Origin of the sequence: Pseudonocardia sp. KRD291 (genome assembly GCF_019263595.1) — a bacterium.
GTDB lineage: Bacteria > Actinomycetota > Actinomycetes > Mycobacteriales > Pseudonocardiaceae > Pseudonocardia.
The window spans coordinates 1-17,084 of the sequence record NZ_JADQDD010000117.1 but is presented as its reverse complement, the minus strand read 5'-3'; the positions used below and the strand labels follow the sequence as shown (position 1 = coordinate 17,084).

At 72.7% G+C, this 17,084-nt stretch carries 18 protein-coding genes, 3 tRNA genes and 1 pseudogene; 12 read left to right on the top strand and 10 right to left on the bottom strand.

Annotation, left to right across the window (positions count from 1 at the left end; all coding sequences use genetic code 11):
* Positions 1-188 (bottom strand): annotated as a pseudogene (locus I4I78_RS17320) (acyl-CoA dehydrogenase); the annotation flags it as partial.
* Between the two features lie 97 nt (positions 189-285).
* Here I4I78_RS17320 and I4I78_RS17315 point away from each other — a divergent pair.
* Together I4I78_RS17315 and I4I78_RS17310 are read left to right on the top strand one after the other, a co-directional pair.
* On the top strand, positions 286-927 hold the full coding sequence (locus I4I78_RS17315; RefSeq protein ID WP_218612375.1) for a MerR family transcriptional regulator: 642 nt from the start codon (positions 286-288) through the stop codon (positions 925-927).
* Between the two features lie 2 nt (positions 928-929).
* Entirely contained in the window at positions 930-1,934 is a 1,005-nt protein-coding gene (locus I4I78_RS17310) for a hypothetical protein (RefSeq protein WP_218612374.1), read from the top strand.
* On the opposite strand, the gene I4I78_RS17305 is transcribed toward I4I78_RS17310, so the two are convergent.
* Positions 1,906-2,886, bottom strand: a complete 981-nt coding sequence (locus tag I4I78_RS17305) for an endonuclease/exonuclease/phosphatase family protein (protein ID WP_218612373.1) — start codon at positions 2,884-2,886, stop codon at positions 1,906-1,908. The genes I4I78_RS17310 and I4I78_RS17305 overlap by 29 nt on opposite strands.
* Before the next feature lie 134 nt (positions 2,887-3,020).
* Between I4I78_RS17305 and I4I78_RS17300 the strand changes: the two genes are divergently transcribed.
* Positions 3,021-3,536 (top strand): subtilase-type protease inhibitor, encoded by a 516-nt coding sequence (locus I4I78_RS17300; RefSeq protein ID WP_218612372.1) that lies wholly within the window; start codon positions 3,021-3,023, stop codon positions 3,534-3,536.
* Positions 3,537-3,594: 58 nt separating this feature from the next.
* On the opposite strand, the gene I4I78_RS17295 is transcribed toward I4I78_RS17300, so the two are convergent.
* From I4I78_RS17295 to I4I78_RS17280, 4 genes are all read right to left on the bottom strand, one after another.
* A tRNA-Phe gene (locus tag I4I78_RS17295) sits at positions 3,595-3,668 on the bottom strand.
* Positions 3,669-3,706: 38 nt separating this feature from the next.
* Positions 3,707-3,780, bottom strand: a tRNA-Asp gene (locus I4I78_RS17290).
* 23 nt (positions 3,781-3,803) lie between these two features.
* Positions 3,804-3,876, bottom strand: a tRNA-Glu gene (locus I4I78_RS17285).
* A 140-nt stretch (positions 3,877-4,016) separates the two neighbouring features.
* A complete protein-coding gene (locus I4I78_RS17280) occupies positions 4,017-4,247 on the bottom strand; it encodes a hypothetical protein (RefSeq protein WP_218612371.1) in 231 nt (76 codons plus the stop codon).
* A 195-nt stretch (positions 4,248-4,442) separates the two neighbouring features.
* On the opposite strand from I4I78_RS17280, the gene I4I78_RS17275 reads away from it, so the two are divergent.
* Together I4I78_RS17275 and I4I78_RS17270 are read left to right on the top strand one after the other, a co-directional pair.
* Positions 4,443-4,724, top strand: a complete 282-nt coding sequence (locus I4I78_RS17275; RefSeq protein WP_218612370.1) for a metal-sensitive transcriptional regulator — start codon at positions 4,443-4,445, stop codon at positions 4,722-4,724.
* A gap of 39 nt (positions 4,725-4,763) precedes the next feature.
* Positions 4,764-4,982 (top strand): heavy-metal-associated domain-containing protein, encoded by a 219-nt coding sequence (locus I4I78_RS17270; RefSeq protein ID WP_308252181.1) that lies wholly within the window; start codon positions 4,764-4,766, stop codon positions 4,980-4,982.
* An 8-nt stretch (positions 4,983-4,990) separates the two neighbouring features.
* Here I4I78_RS17270 and I4I78_RS17265 read toward each other — a convergent pair whose 3' ends face one another.
* Complete coding sequence (locus I4I78_RS17265) at positions 4,991-6,283, bottom strand: GDSL-type esterase/lipase family protein (RefSeq protein ID WP_218612369.1); 1,293 nt, start codon at positions 6,281-6,283, stop codon at positions 4,991-4,993.
* 258 nt (positions 6,284-6,541) lie between these two features.
* Between I4I78_RS17265 and I4I78_RS17260 the strand changes: the two genes are divergently transcribed.
* The 7 genes from I4I78_RS17260 (at position 6,542) to I4I78_RS17230 (ending at position 14,125) form a co-directional block, all read left to right on the top strand.
* Positions 6,542-8,431 carry a propionyl-CoA synthetase gene (locus I4I78_RS17260; protein WP_218612368.1) on the top strand — a complete coding sequence of 630 codons (1,890 nt, stop codon included), beginning with the start codon at positions 6,542-6,544 and terminating at the stop codon, positions 8,429-8,431.
* A 170-nt stretch (positions 8,432-8,601) separates the two neighbouring features.
* Positions 8,602-8,889, top strand: a complete 288-nt coding sequence (locus I4I78_RS17255) for a hypothetical protein (protein WP_218612367.1) — start codon at positions 8,602-8,604, stop codon at positions 8,887-8,889.
* An 83-nt stretch (positions 8,890-8,972) separates the two neighbouring features.
* The gene (locus I4I78_RS17250; RefSeq protein ID WP_218612366.1) at positions 8,973-9,167 is read left to right on the top strand and encodes a ferredoxin; all 195 of its coding nucleotides are present in this window, start codon (positions 8,973-8,975) and stop codon (positions 9,165-9,167) included.
* A 100-nt stretch (positions 9,168-9,267) separates the two neighbouring features.
* A complete protein-coding gene (locus tag I4I78_RS17245; protein WP_218612365.1) occupies positions 9,268-10,878 on the top strand; it encodes an acyl--CoA ligase family protein in 1,611 nt (536 codons plus the stop codon).
* A 146-nt stretch (positions 10,879-11,024) separates the two neighbouring features.
* A complete protein-coding gene (locus I4I78_RS17240; RefSeq protein WP_308252180.1) occupies positions 11,025-12,209 on the top strand; it encodes an MFS transporter in 1,185 nt (394 codons plus the stop codon).
* A 117-nt stretch (positions 12,210-12,326) separates the two neighbouring features.
* Positions 12,327-13,316, top strand: a complete 990-nt coding sequence (locus I4I78_RS17235) for an ATP-binding cassette domain-containing protein (RefSeq protein WP_218612363.1) — start codon at positions 12,327-12,329, stop codon at positions 13,314-13,316.
* On the top strand, positions 13,313-14,125 hold the full coding sequence (locus I4I78_RS17230) for an ABC transporter permease (RefSeq protein WP_218612362.1): 813 nt from the start codon (positions 13,313-13,315) through the stop codon (positions 14,123-14,125). Before I4I78_RS17235 ends, I4I78_RS17230 begins: the two co-directional genes overlap by 4 nt.
* Before the next feature lie 152 nt (positions 14,126-14,277).
* Here the strand turns inward: I4I78_RS17230 and I4I78_RS17225 are convergent, their stop codons facing one another.
* The 3 genes from I4I78_RS17225 to I4I78_RS17215 form a co-directional block, all read right to left on the bottom strand.
* Positions 14,278-15,057, bottom strand: a complete 780-nt coding sequence (locus tag I4I78_RS17225; RefSeq protein ID WP_218612361.1) for a DUF4190 domain-containing protein — start codon at positions 15,055-15,057, stop codon at positions 14,278-14,280.
* A 519-nt stretch (positions 15,058-15,576) separates the two neighbouring features.
* Positions 15,577-16,410, bottom strand: coding sequence for a DUF72 domain-containing protein (locus I4I78_RS17220; RefSeq protein WP_218612376.1), 834 nt, complete (start codon positions 16,408-16,410; stop codon positions 15,577-15,579).
* 11 nt (positions 16,411-16,421) lie between these two features.
* Positions 16,422-17,084: alpha/beta fold hydrolase (locus I4I78_RS17215; protein ID WP_218612360.1), on the bottom strand; the 663-nt coding region annotated here is incomplete at its 5' end.

Sequence of the window (17,084 nt, the reverse complement as noted above, 5' to 3'; positions counted from 1 at the left end):
CGGCGGGCCTGCCAGACCTCCGGGTGCATCCGTCCCTTCTCGTCGAGCACCGGCGCCCAGACGGTGCCCAGCCCCTTCGCCCCGAGCTCCGCCTCCAGCGGCTCGACCTGCTCGGACAGGAACCGGCCGAACCGCGACGTGTAGTCCTGTACCCGCTCGCTCGGCCCGAGGGCCCGCTCCGTGGTCATCGTCGACGTCCTCCCCCGGGGCCGCGCCACCGACCTCCCGCATCGCGCCCGCAGGAATCGATGGACAGCACCACTATCGGATAGTTACAGTATCCACATGCGCGTCTCCGGACTCTCCAGCATCTCCGGCGTTCCCGTCGCGACGATCAAGTATTACCTGCGTGAGGGCCTGTTGCACCGGGGCGCGACGACATCGCCGAACCAGGCCCGCTACGACGACACCCACGTGCGTCGCCTGCGGCTGATCCGGTCCCTGGTCGAGGTCGGTGGGTTGCCGATCGCCACCGTGCGCGACGTGCTCGCCGCCGTCGACGATCCGGACACTCCCGTGCACGCGATGCTCGGCAAGGCCGTCTACGCGATCACCGCCGACACCGACGACGATCAGGACGACCACCACGACCGGGCCGTCGCCGAGGTCGAGGCGATGCTGGCCCGCAACGGCTGGCACGTCAGCGAGCATGCTCCGGCCCGCCGCTCGGCCGCCTCGGTCCTGGCCCGCATGCACCGGCTCGGGCAGGAGCGCTTCACGGCGAAGCTGGACGACTACGCCCGCGCCGCCGAACGCATCGCCGAGGCGGACCTCGCCCCGGTCGCCGACCTGCAGGACCGCGGGGACCGGGCCGAGGCCGCGCTCGTCGGCACCGTTCTCGGCGACGCGCTGCTCGCCGCCCTGCGCCGGATGGCCCAGGAGAGCTTCTCCGCCAAGCACTTCCCGCCCACCACAGACCGGGAGTAGCCATGACCGCCTCCGTCCCGCCGATCCAGGCCTTCCCCTCTCCGCGTGCGACTCTGAGCCGGCACCGCCCGTTGATGGTTCTCGCGGTGGCGATGGCCGCGCTCACCGTCGTCGGGGTCGTCGGCATGGTCGCCGACCCGCGCACGGTCACCGGTCTGGGCGCCTGGGACAAGCCCACCAAGTTCGCGGTCTCGGTCGCGATCTATGCGGTGACCTGGTCGTGGCTGGCCGAGGAGGTCCGGTCCCGCCGGGGACGTGCCCGCGGGGTGCACGCGGCCGGGACGGTGGCCGCGGTCCTGCTCGCCGTCGAGATGGTCGTGATCGTCGTGCAGGCCGTCCGCGGCACGACCAGCCACTTCAACGTGTCCACACCGTTCGACGCCGCCATGTGGACGGCGATGGCGGTCTCCATCGTCGTCGTCTGGCTGGCCACGATGTACCTGGCGGCCGGCCTGTTCGGGCTGCGGGGCGGCGACCCGGCCCGGACGTTCGCGATCCGGTCCGGCGCGGTCCTCGCGCTGGTCGGGATGGGGCTGGGGTTCCTGATGACGAGCCCGACGACCGCCCAGCTCGCGGACTTCCGGGGCATCGCGGGGGCGCACACGGTCGGGCTCCCGGACGGCGGGCCCGGCCTGGCGCTGCTCGGCTGGAGCACCGCGGGCGGGGACCTGCGGGTCCCGCACTTCCTCGGCATGCACGCGCTGCAGGCGATCCCGCTGCTCCTGATCGGCCTCGAGCTCCTGGCCGCGCGGGGCGGGGTCCTGGCCTCGTCCGCGACGCGCCTGCGGCTCGTCGGCATCGGTACGGCCGCCTACGCGGCGGTGGTGGCGCTGACGACCTGGCAGGCGCTGCGCGGGCAGCCGCTCGTCGCGCCGGACGCCGTCACCGTGTCCGCGCTGGCCGTGATCGTCGTGGCCGCCGCCGTCGGGGTGGCGCTGGTCCTGCGGAGCTCGGGGACACGACCGCGGCCCGCACCGGTCACCCCGGCGGCAGGTGCACCGTCGTGAGCACCGCCCGGTGGTCGGTGCCGGGGAGGTCGTGCACCTCGAACCGGCTCGTCACCGACGCCCGCGGGACGAGCACGTGGTCGATCTGGATGCCGAACCAGCGCGGGGTGGACGCCGGGAACGTCGCGACCAGGCCGCGCCCGGTCCCGTCGGCGGCGCTGCGGCAGCCCCCGAGGGCGGCCCGGAGACGGGAGTGGTCGAGCGTGGCGTTCAGGTCCCCGACGACGATCGGCGCCACCGGCCCGTGCGTCCACCCGCGGATCGCGTCCAGCTCACGGCACCACGCCGCGGTGAACCGGCGGTGCACCGGCGCCGAGGTGTGCACGGCGAACAGCCGCCGCCCGCCGAGGATCCCGCCGGACACCTCGAGGTGGCGCAGCCGCATCGCCTGATCCGCGACGACCGCGACGTCTCCGGCCCGGGCCGAGGCCAGTACGGTCACGCCCCGGCCGTCGGAGGTTCCCGGCGCGGTGGAGGTCCAGGACCGGTACCCGGTCTCGCCGAGCATCGGCACGAGCTTGTCGCGGAAGTCCGGCCCGGCCTCGGGCAGCACCACCACGTCCGGACGCTCGCGCACGATCAACGCGGCCAGCGCGCCGGTGTCCCCGCGTCCGACCAGCACGTTCGCGGCCAGGATCGTCACGGACTCCCCCGTCGGCGCCGGCTCGGCCCGGCGGCGGAGCCGGCCCGCGACCGACACCAGCCCGGCCAGCCCGACCGCGCCCACCGCCGCCGCGGCGGGTCGGGTGGCTCTCGCGATCCCGAGCAGTCCGGCGCTCCCGAGCGTCAGGACCGAGGCCTGGGGCCGCCACGCGATCATGTCGACGATCGGGAACCGATGGTCGATCCGCAGCCGGTCCGGGAGCACGACCCCGGCGGCCGCTCCGCCGAGCACCGCGGCGAGCGCGATCCGTCGCCGGTGGCGCCGGCCGGGATTTCCTGGTCGGGGCATGGACGAGCGGTCCTTCCGTCGTGGAGCCGGCCCGTCGTACCGCCGGCATCTGCAGAGTCCAACGTGGCGCGCCGCGCGCAGGTTCCACCCTCGTGACGTCCGGAGGCGTCGGACCCGCTCCCGGCGGTCGGGGCGTGCCCGATCTGTACGGTTCGGGGCATGACGGCTCCAGCTCCCCGCGGCCCGCGTCCGACCCGTCGGGGCGGGTGCTGACGATGCTGCGACGTCGTGGATGGATCACCGTGGTCGCGCTGCTGGCCCTGGCCGGGCTCGTCGCCGGCATCCTGACCTACCTGGTCCCGCTCGCCTTCGCCGCCACCCCGGCGGCGCCGGTGAGCCGGCTGCAGGTCATCGTCGCCGGGTCCGGCGCGCACGACGGCACCGTCACCCTGGACTGCACCGACGACGCCGACGACGACCGCGCGGCCTGCGAGCGTCTCGACGAGCTGGCCCGAACCGGCGGCACCGCGGCTTTCGAGCCGGTCCCGGCCGACGCGATGTGCACGATGCAGTTCGGCGGACCGGAGACGGCGGAGATCACCGGCACCTGGGGCGGGCGTCCGGTCGACGCGTCGTTCGCGCGCAGCGGCGGATGCGAGATCGCCCGGTGGGAGGCACTGCGGCCGGTGCTGCCCGACGTCACGTCCTGAGTGCCTGATCGTGAGCGGAGCACGGGCGAGGTTGCGGAGAGCCGCTGACCGGAAGGTGTGGCCAGGGGCGGGGTCGAACCGCCGACCTTCCGCTTTTCAGGCGGACGCTCGTACCAACTGAGCTACCTGGCCCCGGCGCCCGGATGAACCGGGACAACCAGAGAGTGGAGCGACCCAGACGGGACTCGAACCCGCGACCTTCGCCGTGACAGGGCGACGCGCTAACCAACTGCGCCACTGGGCCATGCTGTGGAGCTGTGCCTACCGTACCCCCAACGGGATTCGAACCCGCGCTGCCGCCTTGAAAGGGCGGAGTCCTAGGCCGCTAGACGATGGGGGCGTGGACCACCCGGAGGAGATCCCTGCCTCCAACGGCTGTCCGTTGGGAGCCAGCAAAGCATAGGACAGGCCTTCCGGGCGACCGCAGTCGCCCCCTCCTTCACGCCGTCGTGGCTGCTCAGGCCGCCGATGGAGTCGATCTCAGCGGGAGACCGGCGGCGGCTGGTCCGGGTTCGACGAGATCAACCCGAGCATGTCGAGCATCTCGCGGAGATCCTCGGAGCTCTCGGCGTTCTTCGCCACGACGAGGCGGGCGTTCGCCACCTGCTCGTCGGACACCCGGAACGCGTCGGCCGCGCTGCGCGGGGCCGGGATCGAGCCGGTCCCCCTGTCGTCCTCGACGTTTCGCCTCGTGCTGCTGATCCCGCTCATGACGCCTCCCCGATAGGCCGCCACCGCCTGTGGCCGTGACCAAGACGTTACCTACCGTGGGGGGCCCACGCATGCCCCTTCCCGGGTGACGGGCCCCCGGTTCCGATCACCGTCCGAACACCGGCGGGTCCGACCGGGCCTACCCCGGAGGGGTATGCTCGTCGGTGTAGTCGTGGCCGCGCCCGAGGAGGAACGATGCCCGCTTACGCCGATCATCGCGACGAGCACCTGCGCAGGCTGCGTCGGATCGAGGGGCAGGTGCGCGGCCTGCAGCGGATGGTCGACGAGGACGTCTACTGCATCGACGTGCTCACCCAGGTCTCCGCGGCCACCCGCGCGCTGCAGTCCTTCGCGCTGGAACTGCTCTCCGAGCACATGTCCGGCTGCGTGGCCGACGCCGCGCGCGCCGGCACCGCCGAGGGCGAGGCGAAGGTCCAGGAGGCCACGGACGCGATCGCCCGGCTCGTCCGGTCCTGATCCGGCCCCAACTCCCCGCACACCCCCCAGGAGGAACCCGTGTCGATCGACACCACCCACCGCACCGACATCACCGTCACCGGCATGACCTGCGAGCACTGCGTCGCCTCGGTCACCGAGGAGATCAGCGAGATCGACGGTGTGGTCGAGGTCGCGGTCGACCTGCCCACCGGCGCCGTCACCGTCACCTCGGACCGCGAGCTCGACCACGCCGCGATCGTCGCGGCCGTCGACGAGGCGGGCTACGCGCTGGCCTGAGCTCCCGCTCAGCGCCCTTCCGCGACGGCCGGCGTCGCCGCCGTCCCGACCAGGCACGGGCTGCCGCTCAGTGCTCGGGCCGGGATCGCGTCGGCCATCGCCCGGTAGCCGGCCGGGGACGGGTGCAGCCCGTCGCCGGAGTCGAAGGCCGGGCGCAGCCGCCGCGGGTCGGACGGGTCGGCGAGCGCCGCGGCGAAGTCCACGACGACGTCGGCCTGCTCGGCGCCCCGGGCCCGCACCCAGTCGTTCACCTCGTCGCGCACGGCGATCCCCCGTGGGGTGCCGCGCGCCGACTGCGTCGACGGCGGGATCGTCACCAGGATCACCCGGCGCCCGGAGTCCCGCACCACCTCGGCGAACCGGGTGAGGCCGTCGACGATCTCCGCCGCGCTCGCGCCGGCCTCGATGTCGTTCGTGCCGGCCTGCAGGAGCACGTCGCGGGTCGCGGGTCCGCCGGCCACGTCGGCCTCGAAGCGGGTCAGCGGGGAGTCGCCGCCGTCGCTCGGGTCGTCGTCGAGGAGCTGGTTGCGCGACAGGCCGGCGTTGAGCACCGTCATCGTCCGGTCGCCGCCGGCGCCGCGCAGGCGGGCGGCGAGCGCGTCGGTCAGGCGGTCCTGGCCGTCCGGGGTGCTGCCGACGCCGTCGACCAGCGAGTCGCCGATCAGCACGATCGACGCGGCCGGCCGCGGGGCGAGCACGTCCACCCCGGCCAGCACCGGCCACGACTGCAGCGTCGTGTCGAAACCCGCGCCGTCGAGGTCGGACGTCCCGTCCCCGGGGCCGGAGAGGTAGGCCGTCTGCAGGGCCACCGGGTGCGAGCTGATCCGGCTCGGGACCTCGGCCAGGAACATGCTCACCGCGAGCGGCACCCCGGCGGTGACGGCGATCGGCACCGGGTCGGTGAGCACGTCCTGTCCCGCCGGGATCGTGACGCCCGGACGCCCGGCGACCAGGACCGGGACCACATCGGTCGCGGCCGGTCCGGAGCCGCCGCGGGCCGCCGTCGTCGCGCCGATCACCAGCGGCCCGTCGCCGTAGCGGTTGGACAGCCGCAGCCGCACCTGGGTGCCGTCGGTCTGGGGGCGGGCCTGCATGCGCAGGGTGCGCCCGGCGAGCTGGTCACCGGGGACGGACTGCCCCGAGGCGTTCCACGCGGTCACCCAGGCCGCGCCGCACGAGGACGCGGCCGCCGCGACCGGCGACGCCCTGGCGCAGCCTCCGGCCAGCGCGGACAGGGCGAGAACCACCAGCACGGCCGCGCCGCCCGGCACCCGCGCCCGCACTCCGGACGTCCCGATCACCGCACCTCCCGACGGCCGGGGGCCCGGCCCGCCGTCGGCCCACCCCCCGCACGGGGCATGTCGATCGCAATCGCGGTCACGTTACGTCGACCATCGGTGACTCTGGGGCGATCGGCCATCCGGACGGGACGAGCGGGGGCGCGACCCTGCCCGATCGCGGGGCTGCGGACTGTCGGGGCGAGCCCATAGTGTCGGCGGCCACGAGGTCGCAGGACCGGGACCCCGGTTCCGGGACGAGTCTGGGAGAGGACGCAGGACGTGGGCACCTACGAGGAGATCTTCCGATCCAGCGTCGAGGACCGCGAGGGGTTCTGGCTGCGCGCGGCCGAGTCGCTGGACTGGTACACCGCACCCACGCGCGCCCTGGACGAGTCGAACCCGCCGTTCTACCGGTGGTTCCCCGACGGTGAGCTGAACATCGCGCACAACGCGCTGGACCGCCACGTCGACGCCGGCCGCGGCGAGCAGGCCGCGCTGGTCTACGACTCCCCCGTCACCGACACCAAGCGCACCTACACCTACTCCCAGCTGCGCGACGAGGTCGCGATGTTCGCCGGCGTCCTGCGTGACCTGGGAGTCGGCTACGGCGACCGGGTCGTGCTCTACATGCCGATGGTCCCCGAGGCCGCGGTCGCGATGCTGGCCTGCGCGCGCCTGGGCGCGATCCACTCGGTGGTGTTCGGCGGGTTCGCGGCCAAGGAGCTCGCGGTCCGGATCGACGACGCCGCACCGAAGGTCATGGTGTCCGCGTCCTGCGGCATCGAGGGCAAGCGGGTGATCGAGTACAAGCCGCTGCTGGACAAGGCGATCGAGCTGTCCACGCACAAGCCCGAGCGCAACGTCGTGCTGCAGCGCCCGCAGGCGCAGGCGTCGATGGGCGCCGACGACGTCGACTGGGCGCAGGCCGTGAAGACCGCGGCCCCGGCCGACCCGGTGCCGGTGAAGAGCACCGACCCGCTCTACATCCTCTACACCTCGGGGACGACCGGGAAGCCGAAGGGCGTCGTGCGCGACACCGGCGGCTACGCCACGGCGCTGAACTGGTCGATGCCCAACGTCTACGACGTCGGCCCGGGCGAGGCGATGTTCACCGCGTCCGACGTCGGCTGGGTCGTCGGGCACTCCTACATCGTCTACGCGCCGCTGCTGGCCGGGGCCACCACCGTTCTCTACGAGGGCAAGCCGGTCGGCACCCCGGACGCCGGGCAGTTCTGGCGGGTGATCGCGGAGAACGACGTGAAGTCGATGTTCACCGCGCCGACCGCGTTCCGGGCGATCAAGAAGGAGGACCCGGACGGGAGGTTCACCCGGGAGTACGACCTGTCGAAGCTGAAGTACCTGTTCCTGGCCGGCGAGCGCCTGGACCCGGAGACCTACCGCTGGGCCTCGGAGCTGCTGGAGATCCCGGTGATCGACCACTGGTGGCAGACCGAGACCGGTTGGCCGATCGCGGCCGACCCGGCCGGGATCGAGCTGCTCGAGATCAAGCCCGGTTCGCCGACCCGGCCGATGCCGGGCTGGGACGTGCAGATCCTCGACACCGACGGCAGGCCGGTCGAGGCCGGCACCGACGGCGCGATCGTGGTCAAGCTGCCGATGCCGCCGGGCTCCCTGCTCACGCTGTGGAACGACGACGAGCGTTTCGTCGAGTCCTACATGTCCGCGTTCGAGGGCTACTACCTCACCGGCGACGGCGGTCGCCTCGATGACGACGGCTACGTGTTCGTCATGGGCCGCACCGACGACGTGATCAACGTGGCCGGCCACCGGCTGTCCACCGGCGGGATGGAGGAGGTCCTGGCCGGGCACGCCGATGTCGCCGAGTGCGCGGTGATCGGCGTCGCGGACACCATGAAGGGCCAGGTGCCGCGCGGGTTCGTCGTGCTCAAGTCCGGCGTGGACCCCGACGCCGAGGGCTACGAGACCCAGCTGCGCGACGAGCTGGTGGCGATGGTCCGCGACCAGATCGGCGCCGTCGCCTCGCTCAGGGACGTCGCGATCGTCCCGGCGCTGCCCAAGACGCGGTCGGGCAAGATCCTGCGCAAGACGATGCGCGGGATCGCCGACGGCACCGACGAGCCGGTCCCGTCCACGATCGACGACGCCTCCGTCCTCGACACCCTGCGTCCGGTGCTCCGACGGGAGTGAGCGTTGACAGGTACCGCCGTTCGGCCCTATCTGCAGGGCCGAACGGCCCAACTTCCGCTTGTGCTCGGCCGTTCGGGTAACACGGCGGCGGCCGTCCGCGACGTCCGGTCGACGCCCGCTACCGCTCCCCACGGCTCACCGCGCGGCCGTCGCCGCGACGGAGGACAGCCATGGACGGCACCCGCAGAGCACGTCTGATCGCCCTGAGCGCCACCTTGGCGTTCGGCCTGACCCTGTCCACCGCCGCGCTCCTGGCCACGACCCCGCAGGGCGGTGGGTCCTTCGGCGGGGCCGGCGCGGTGACACGCACACCGATGACGATCCTGACCGGAGCCCCGGTCACCGGCACGTCCGTCGTCGCGCCGCGCACGACCCCGCCGCCGACCTTTCCGGGGCCCGGCACCGGGGCCGCCCGTACGGTGTCGCCGTCGGCGGCCTCGACCGTCGACCGCTCCTGACCGGCTCGGGTCAGGCAAGCATTACCGCAGGTCAGGACACACTCAGTCCGGCGCGGGCCACCGATCGGGTGCACCATGTCCGGATGAAGGTGAACGTGGATTTCGACCTGTGTGAGAGCAACGCCGTCTGTATGGGCGTGGCGCCCGAGGTGTTCGAGGTGCGCGACGACGACTACCTCTACATCCTCGACGAGAACCCGGGCGAGGAGCTTCGCCCGAAGGTCGAGGAGGCCGCCCGCGGCTGCCCCAAGGCCGCCATCACCATCACCGAGGGCTGAGCCCCCGCCGCCGGGAGTTGCCCGGGGGCCGGGAGTTCGTGAGGATCGCCTTCGCCCGCTGTCCGGCACGAGCCGGGCACCGCCCGCGAAGGAGTCGACGATGACCGACGTCTGGACCACGCCCCTCACACCACTGGCGTTCCTCGGGCGGTCGGCGGACGTCTTCCCGGACAAGACGGCCATCGTCTACCGGGACCGGCGGCACACCTACGCCGAGTTCGCGGCCGAGGCCACCCGCGTCGCGCGCGCCCTGCAGGCCTCCGGCGTGCAGGCCGGCGACCGGGTCGCCTACCTGGTGCCGAACCTGCCCGAGATGCTGGTCGCGCACTTCGCGGTGCCACTGGCCGGCGCGGTGCTGGTCGCGATCAACACGCGGCTGTCCACCGAGGAGGTCCGCTACATCCTCGACCACTCCGGGGCGAAGGTCCTGGTCGTGGACGCGGTCCTGTACGAGACCGTGCGCCCGCTCGCGGGCGATCTGAAGACGGTCGCCGAGATCGTCACCGTGGTCGACGAGGCCGCGCCCGGGGACGGCACCGGCTCCGGTGTCTCCTACGCCGACCTGCTGGCGCGCGGGTCCGACGAGCCGCTCCCCTGGGCCGTCGACGACGAGCGCGGCACCCTGTCGATCAACTACACGTCCGGCACCACCGGCAACCCCAAGGGCGTCGAGTACCACCACCGCGGCGCCTATCTGAACTCGTTCGGCGAGATCGTGCACTCCACGCACACCCCGGACTCGGTGTACCTGTGGACGCTGCCGATGTTCCACTGCAACGGCTGGTGCACCCCGTGGGCGGTGACCGCGATCGGCGGCACCCACGTCTGCCTGCGCGAAGTGCGCGGCGACGTCATCTGGGGGCTGATCTCCGAGCACCGGGTCACGCACCTCAACGGCGCGCCGACCGTCGTCACGACGATCATGAACGCGGCCGAGGCGGTCACCCTGGACTACCAGCTGGTGATCACCACCGCGGGCGCGCCGCCCAGCCCGACCACGATCCTGCAGATGGAGCGGATGGGCTTCCGGATCGTGCACGTGTACGGCCTCACCGAGACCTACGGCCCGTACTCGGTGAACCAGTACCAGCACGCCTGGGACGACCTCGACGCCGAGGAGCGGGCCGCGCTGCAGGCGCGCCAGGGCGTCGGGATGATCTGCACCGACCGCGTGCGCGTGGTCGACGAGCAGATGAACGACGTCGCCCGCGACGGCACCGCGATGGGCGAGATCGTGATGCGCGGCAACAACGTCATGAAGGGCTACTACCTCGACCCGGAGAAGACCGAGGAGGCCTTCGCCGGCGGCTGGTTCCACTCCGGCGACCTCGGCGTCGTGCACCCGGACGGCTACGTCGAGCTGCGCGACCGGGCCAAGGACGTCGTCATCTCCGGTGGGGAGAACATCTCGACCGTCGAGGTGGAGCAGGCCGTCGTGTCGCACTCCGCGGTGCTCGAGGCCGCGGTCGTCGGCGTGCCGGACGAGAAGTGGGGCGAGGTTCCGAAGGCGTTCGTCGTGCTCAGGCAGGGTGGCTCCGCCGAGCCGCAGGAGATCATCGACCACGTCAAGTCGAAGATCGCCCGGTACAAGGCACCCAAGTCCGTCGAGATCGTCGACGAGCTGCCCAAGACCTCCACCGGCAAGGTGCAGAAGTTCGAGCTGCGTGAGAAGGAGTGGTCCGGGCACGGGGCCTCGCGCATCCGCGGCTGAGACCCGGCGCGCGCGTCCCGAGGGGACCCCTCGGGACGCCCCGGTGAGCGAGGGGACCCTCCGGGACCCGTCGGCGACGTCTCGCGGTGTGGGTTCGGTCGCCGGAGGGGACCAGGACCCGGACGAATCGGTTAGCGTTGCTCATCGTGAGCATCGCAACGGAACCCGTGGCCGTCGGACCCACCGCGTTCCGGGTCGCGGGCGGTGCCGTCGCGGTGACGACGGTGTCGGTGCTGCCGGTGTTCCTGACCGGCGCGCTGTCGGTGCAGCTCACCTCCGAGCTCGGCTTCGACTCGTCCGGGCTCGGACTGGCGGTGGCGCTCTACTTCGGTGTCAGCGCCCTGTTCTCGCTGCCGGTCGGGATGCTCGTCGAGCGCGTCGGGTCGCGCGTGACCAGCCGGATCGCCGTCGTCGGCGCCGCGGTGCTGATGGCCGCGCTGGCGCTGGGGGCGCGCAACTACGCGTCGCTGGTGGTGCTGCTGCTGTGCGGGGCCTGGTGCAACGTGATGGGGCAGCTGTCGTCGAACCTGACGCTGGCCCGGTCGGTGCCCGAGCACCGGCTGGGCCTGTCGTTCGGGGTGAAGCAGGCCGCGATCCCGACCGCGACGCTGCTGGCCGGCGCCGCCGTCCCGGGCGTCGCGCTGACGATCGGGTGGCGCTGGGCCTACGCGATCGGCGCCGTGCTCGCCCTGGCCGCCTGGACGCTGACCCCGAAGGCGAACGCCGAGCCGCCGCCGTCGAAGCCGGCCAAGGGCCAACGCGCGACGGCCGCCCTCGGCGTGATCGGCGCCGCCTCCGGGCTGGCCGCCGGCACCGCGACGGCGCTGGGGATCTTCCTCGTCGCCTCGGCCGTGGACCGGGGCGTCGACCCGGGTCTGGCCGGGCTCGTGCTGACCATGGGCAGCGTCGTCGGGCTGAGCATGCGGATGCTGCACGGCTGGCTGGCGGATAGGCGCGAGGGGCAGCACATCGCGTTCGTGGCCGGGAGCCTGGCGCTGGGCGCGGCCGGGTTCGGGCTGCTCGCCGTGCCGGGTGCTCCCGCACTGGTCGTCGGCACGATCCTGGCGTTCGGTCTGGGATGGGCCTGGCCGGGGCTGCTGCAGTTCGCGGTGGTGCGGCTCAACCCGTCGGCGCCGGCCGCGGCGACGTCGATCGTGCAGGTCGGGGTGTACGCGGGCGGGTTCGGCGGCCCGATCGTGTTCGGCACGCTGGCCGCGCACGTGTCGTTCCCGGTCGCCTGGACCGTGAGCGCCGTGGTCATGCTCGTCTCCGCGGCCGGCATGCTGGTCGGACGCCGGATGTTGCTCGCGCACGCCGCCCGGCACCGCTGAGCTCCCCGTTCGTCCCTCCGGCGATGAGTCCGGGGCATCAACCCGGTCGAAACTGTCGGGGGCCTCGGGCACAGTGGCCCCTGCTCGCGATGGGCATGGCGACGAGGGAGAACCACGATGGCGGACGCGATCCGCGCCACGGGTCTGGTCAAGCACTACGGAGCGGTGAAGGCGCTCGACGGGGTGGACCTCACGGTCCGCGAAGGCACGGTGCTCGGCCTGCTGGGCCCGAACGGCGCGGGCAAGACGACGGCGGTACGCGTGCTGACCACGCTGCTCCGGCCCGACGCCGGACAGGCCGAGGTCGCAGGGGTGGACGTCCTGGCGGACCCGCGCGCGGTCCGCAGCCGGATCGGGCTCTCCGGCCAGTACGCGGCCGTCGACGAGTACCTCACCGGCTACGAGAACCTGGAGATGATCGGCAGGCTGTACCACCTGGGCCGTAAGCACAGCCGCGTGCGCGCGCGTGAACTGCTGGAACAGTTCGACCTGGCCGACGCCGGGGACCGGCCGACCCGGACCTACTCCGGCGGGATGCGCCGCCGCCTCGACCTGGCCGGCGCGCTGGTCGCGGACCCGCCGGTGCTGCTGCTCGACGAACCGACGACCGGTCTGGACCCGCGCAGCCGCACCGACCTGTGGGAGGTGATCCGCCGCCTCGTCGCCCGCGGGACGACGGTGCTACTCACCACCCAGTACCTGGAGGAGGCGGACGCGCTGGCCGACGAGATCGTGGTCATCGACCACGGCAAGGTGATCGCCCGCGGCACCGCCGACCAGCTCAAGGCGCAGGTCGGTGGCGAGCGGCTGGAGGTCACCGTCTCGGACCCGGGCGCGCTGACGCCGGTGGCGGAGCTGATGGGCCCGCTCGGGGTCGGCCCGCCGGTGCTCGACGAACACCGGCGGTCGATGACGATGCCGGTCTCCGGAGGTGTCGACGTGCTGCGCGACGCGCTGGACCGGTTGCGTGCCGGCGGGATCAAGGTGGACGACGCGGGCCTGCGCCGACCCACGCTCGACGACGTGTTCCTCACCCTCACCGGGCGGCCCACCGACGGATCCGATTCCGATATCGACGAGCCGGTGACGGCGGAGGTGCGGTCATGAGCGTCCTGAACATGGCATCCGACGCCGGGGTCGTCGCCAAACGGAACCTGATCAAGATCAAGCGGGTGCCCGACCTGCTGGTCTTCACCACGCTCTCGCCGATCATGTTCGTGCTGCTGTTCGCGTACGTGTTCGGCGGCGCGATCGACCCGAGCGGTGGCGGGGCGGGCTACCGGGAGTTCCTGATCGCCGGGATCTTCGCCCAGACCGTCGTGTTCGGGGCGACGAACACCGGCGCCGGGCTCGCCGAGGACGTGAAGAAGGGCATCATCGACCGCTTCCGGTCGTTGCCGATGTCCTCGTCGGCCGTGCTGACCGGGCGCACGCTGTCCGACGTCGTGAACAACGTGATCGTCCTGGTCGTGATGTCGGTGACCGGCCTGCTCGTCGGGTGGCGGATCAACACCTCTTTCCTCGAGGCGCTGTGGGGGTTCGTGCTGCTGCTGGTGTTCGCCTACGCCATCTCCTGGATCATGGCGTGGATCGGGCTGCTCATCCCCAGCCCCGAGGTCATCAACAACGCCTCGTTCATCATCATCTTCCCGCTGACGTTCGTGGCCAACACGTTCGTCCCGCTCGGGACGCTGCCCGGCCCGCTCCGGGTCTTCGCGGAGTGGAACCCCGTCTCGGCGGTCACCCAGGCGGCCCGGGAGCTGTTCGGCAACCCCGACCCGAACCCGAACGCGATCGCGTCGCAGGCCTGGTCGCTGCAGCACCCGCAGCTCTACACGCTGATCTGGGCCGTGGTGGTGATCGCCGTGTTCGCACCGCTCGCGACCGCCCAGTACCGGCGTGCGGCCAGCCGCTGACCCTGCTTCAGACGGCAGAGACCCCTTCCCGGGCGTCCCCGGGAAGGGGTCTCGTGGCCACCGGGCCGCTCCGTGCGTGACCACCTTGCGCGGCCCGGTGGAGGCGCGGTGTCGGGAGATCAGCCGACCTGGTCGAGTCTGCGGGGTTCGCCTCAGTAGCCCATGGAGTTGCAGGCGACGTTGGCCGAGGCGTACTGGCTGTCATCGAGGGATTCAGCAGTCTTCGAGGCCATGACCTGCCCGGTCGCGGTGTCGGTGATCGTGCAGGTGATCGAGCCGGGCCCGGAGCTGAAAGCCGAGACGCTGGCGAATGCATAGTCGCCGCTGGTCTCCACGGTCTTGCGCCAGGGCAAGGACTGATATCCCGAGGCGGAGCTCATTGCGCTGTCGGTCCCGTAGGACACCATCATCTTCGAAGCGTCGCCGGTGATCTCGAGCTGGAAGGTACGCGGACCGGCAACAGCGGGGACGGTGACATCGGCCGGCAGGGCGGCGGCACCATCGCCGGTCGTCGCGGGGCTCGAAACCGTGGGAATGTTCTCGAGGTCGGTGGCCAGCTGGTTGAGCCCGCTGAACACGATGACCATGCCCCAGATTCCCAGAGCGATCGCGATGACCGACAAGACCGTGCCGGTGACGGCAGTCTTGAGGTTCGTAGCCACGCGCTTCCGGGCCCGCGAGAAGCCGACCAGGCCGAGGATGATCCCGATCGCTCCGAGAGCGAAGGCGACGAACCCGGTGAAGGGCACCAGAGCGAACAGCATTCCGACGATGCCGAGGCAGAGCGCGGCGATGCCGAGTCCATTCCTCGGAGATCGCACTGCGGTCGCCTGCGGCAGGCCTGCAGGCTGACCGTAGGCGGGCTGCGCCGGGATCCCGCGGGCGTCCACGGCGTAGGCAGGAGCCTGCGTGGCGGCCTGCTGGCCGGGCATCTGCTGCGGACCGCTGTGCCCGGGGACCTGCTGCGGGCCGCTGTGCCCGGTGGCCTGCGGGCGGCCGGGCCCGAAGGACTGCGGGTCCCCGGCCTGGTACCCCGGGGCCTGGTACCCCTGGGCCTGATACCCCGGCGCCTGCGGAACCCGGCCCTGCGGACCCGCCTGCTGAGCGAACGGCTCCCGGCCGTAGGGCTGCTGCGGGGCCTGCCCGTGCCGGCCACGCGGCTCGTTGCCGTGGATCTGCTGCCCGTAGGACAGCTGCGTGTACGCGGCGCGGTCGTGGGAGGGCTGCTCCGACGCGGCGTGGCGGTATGCCTGCTGCGGCCCTCCGGCAGGAGCCTGAGGTGGGGTGGTGCTGCGCGGCTGCCCGTAGGGCGTCTCTGGTGTGGTCACGTCCGGGATGTCGTGCCCCGCCGGCCGGCGTTATCGCCGCAACCGCCCGTCTCATCAGCATTGAGTACGGCCGAACACCACATTCACTCGACCGAACGAACCAATCACCGGGCGGCAAACGGATCACGCAGGACCGGCGGGGGCGACGCCGAGCCGCTCGGCCAGCGCGACGGCGTCATAGGGCGCGTGCACCTTCACGTCGTTGTCGAAGTAGACGACCACGTCGCGGCCGTCGTCGGCCCAGGCCCGGATCCGCTCCGCCCAGCCGTCCAGGGCCGCCGCGCTGTAGCCGCTCGCGTAGAGCTCGGCGTCGCCGTGCAGCCGGGCGTAGACCAGGTCGGTGGTCACGTCGTCGAACCGCGGCCAGGCACCGTCGGAGTCCGACACCACGGTCGCCACACCGTGCTCGCGCAGCAGCGCGGCGAAGCCCGGATCGCGGAAGGACTCGTGCCGCGGCTCGATCGCGTGCCGGACGGGACGGTCGGCCTCGGCGACGGTCAGCGCCCGTCCCTCGAGGCGCTCGTCGTGCCGTGCGGCCAGCGCAGCGGCGGCGGACGTGGTGTGCGGGAGCAGCTGCAGGAACCGGGCCATGCGGTCGGCGTCGAAGCGCATCCGCGGTGGGAGCTGCCAGAGCACCGGCCCGAGCGTGACGCCCAGGGCCAGCACCCCGGAGGCGAGAAAGTTGGCGATCGGGGTCTCGACGTCGCGCAGCTGCTTCATGTGCGTGACGAACCGCGGGCCCTTCACCGAGAACACGAAGCCCATCGGGACCTCGGCGGCCCACGCCCGGTAGTTCTCCGGCCGCTGCAGCGAGTAGAACGAGCCGTTGATCTCGATGCTGGTGACGGCCCGGGACAGGTACTCCAGCTCGCGACGCTGCACGAGCCCTGAGGGATAGAACGTGCCCCGCCACGGCGGGTACCGCCAGCCCGAGGTCCCGATCCGGATGTCGCCCATCGGAACGGCCGTCACGCCGCGGTGACGAGCGCGCGCAGGGCGACCGACGACGCGCCCGGGTGCGCCACCGGACCGTTGTGCCCGCCGGGCAGCTCGACGAGCTCGCGGCCGAGCCCGGCCGCCAGGGCCTGCGCGCAGCGGTACTCCCAGCGGCCGCGCGACTGCACACCACCGGTCGGCACCACGGTCGCCCCGGACGCCGCGACCCGGTCGGGCCCGAGGGTCGACGCCCGCACGGCCGGGACGTCGTGGGCGAAGAACCATCGCAGCCCGGACTCCAGGTCTCCGGCGGGCGGCGAGGGCCGATGGCCCGGCTCGGCGGTGTCGCCGGCCCCGGTGAACGCGGCCATGTGCTCGATCGCCGCCCACACGTCGTCGCGGGCGAGTTCGGCGGCCCGGTCCAGTGCCCGGCGCGCGTCGTCGTCGGGCACCAGGGCCGCCATCGGCGGCTCGTGCGCGACCAGGACGGACACCGCACCCGGCCGCCGGGCCACCAGGTGCAGCCCGAGCAGGGCGCCGATGCTGACCCCGACCACCGCGGCGGGACCGTCCGCCACGGCGTCCAGGAGGGCGGCCGCGTCGTCGGCGTGGCGCTCCATCGTGACCGGCCCGTCGCCCGCGCCGCTCCGCGCGATCCCGCGGCGGTCGTAGGTGATCACGCGGTGGGTACGGGC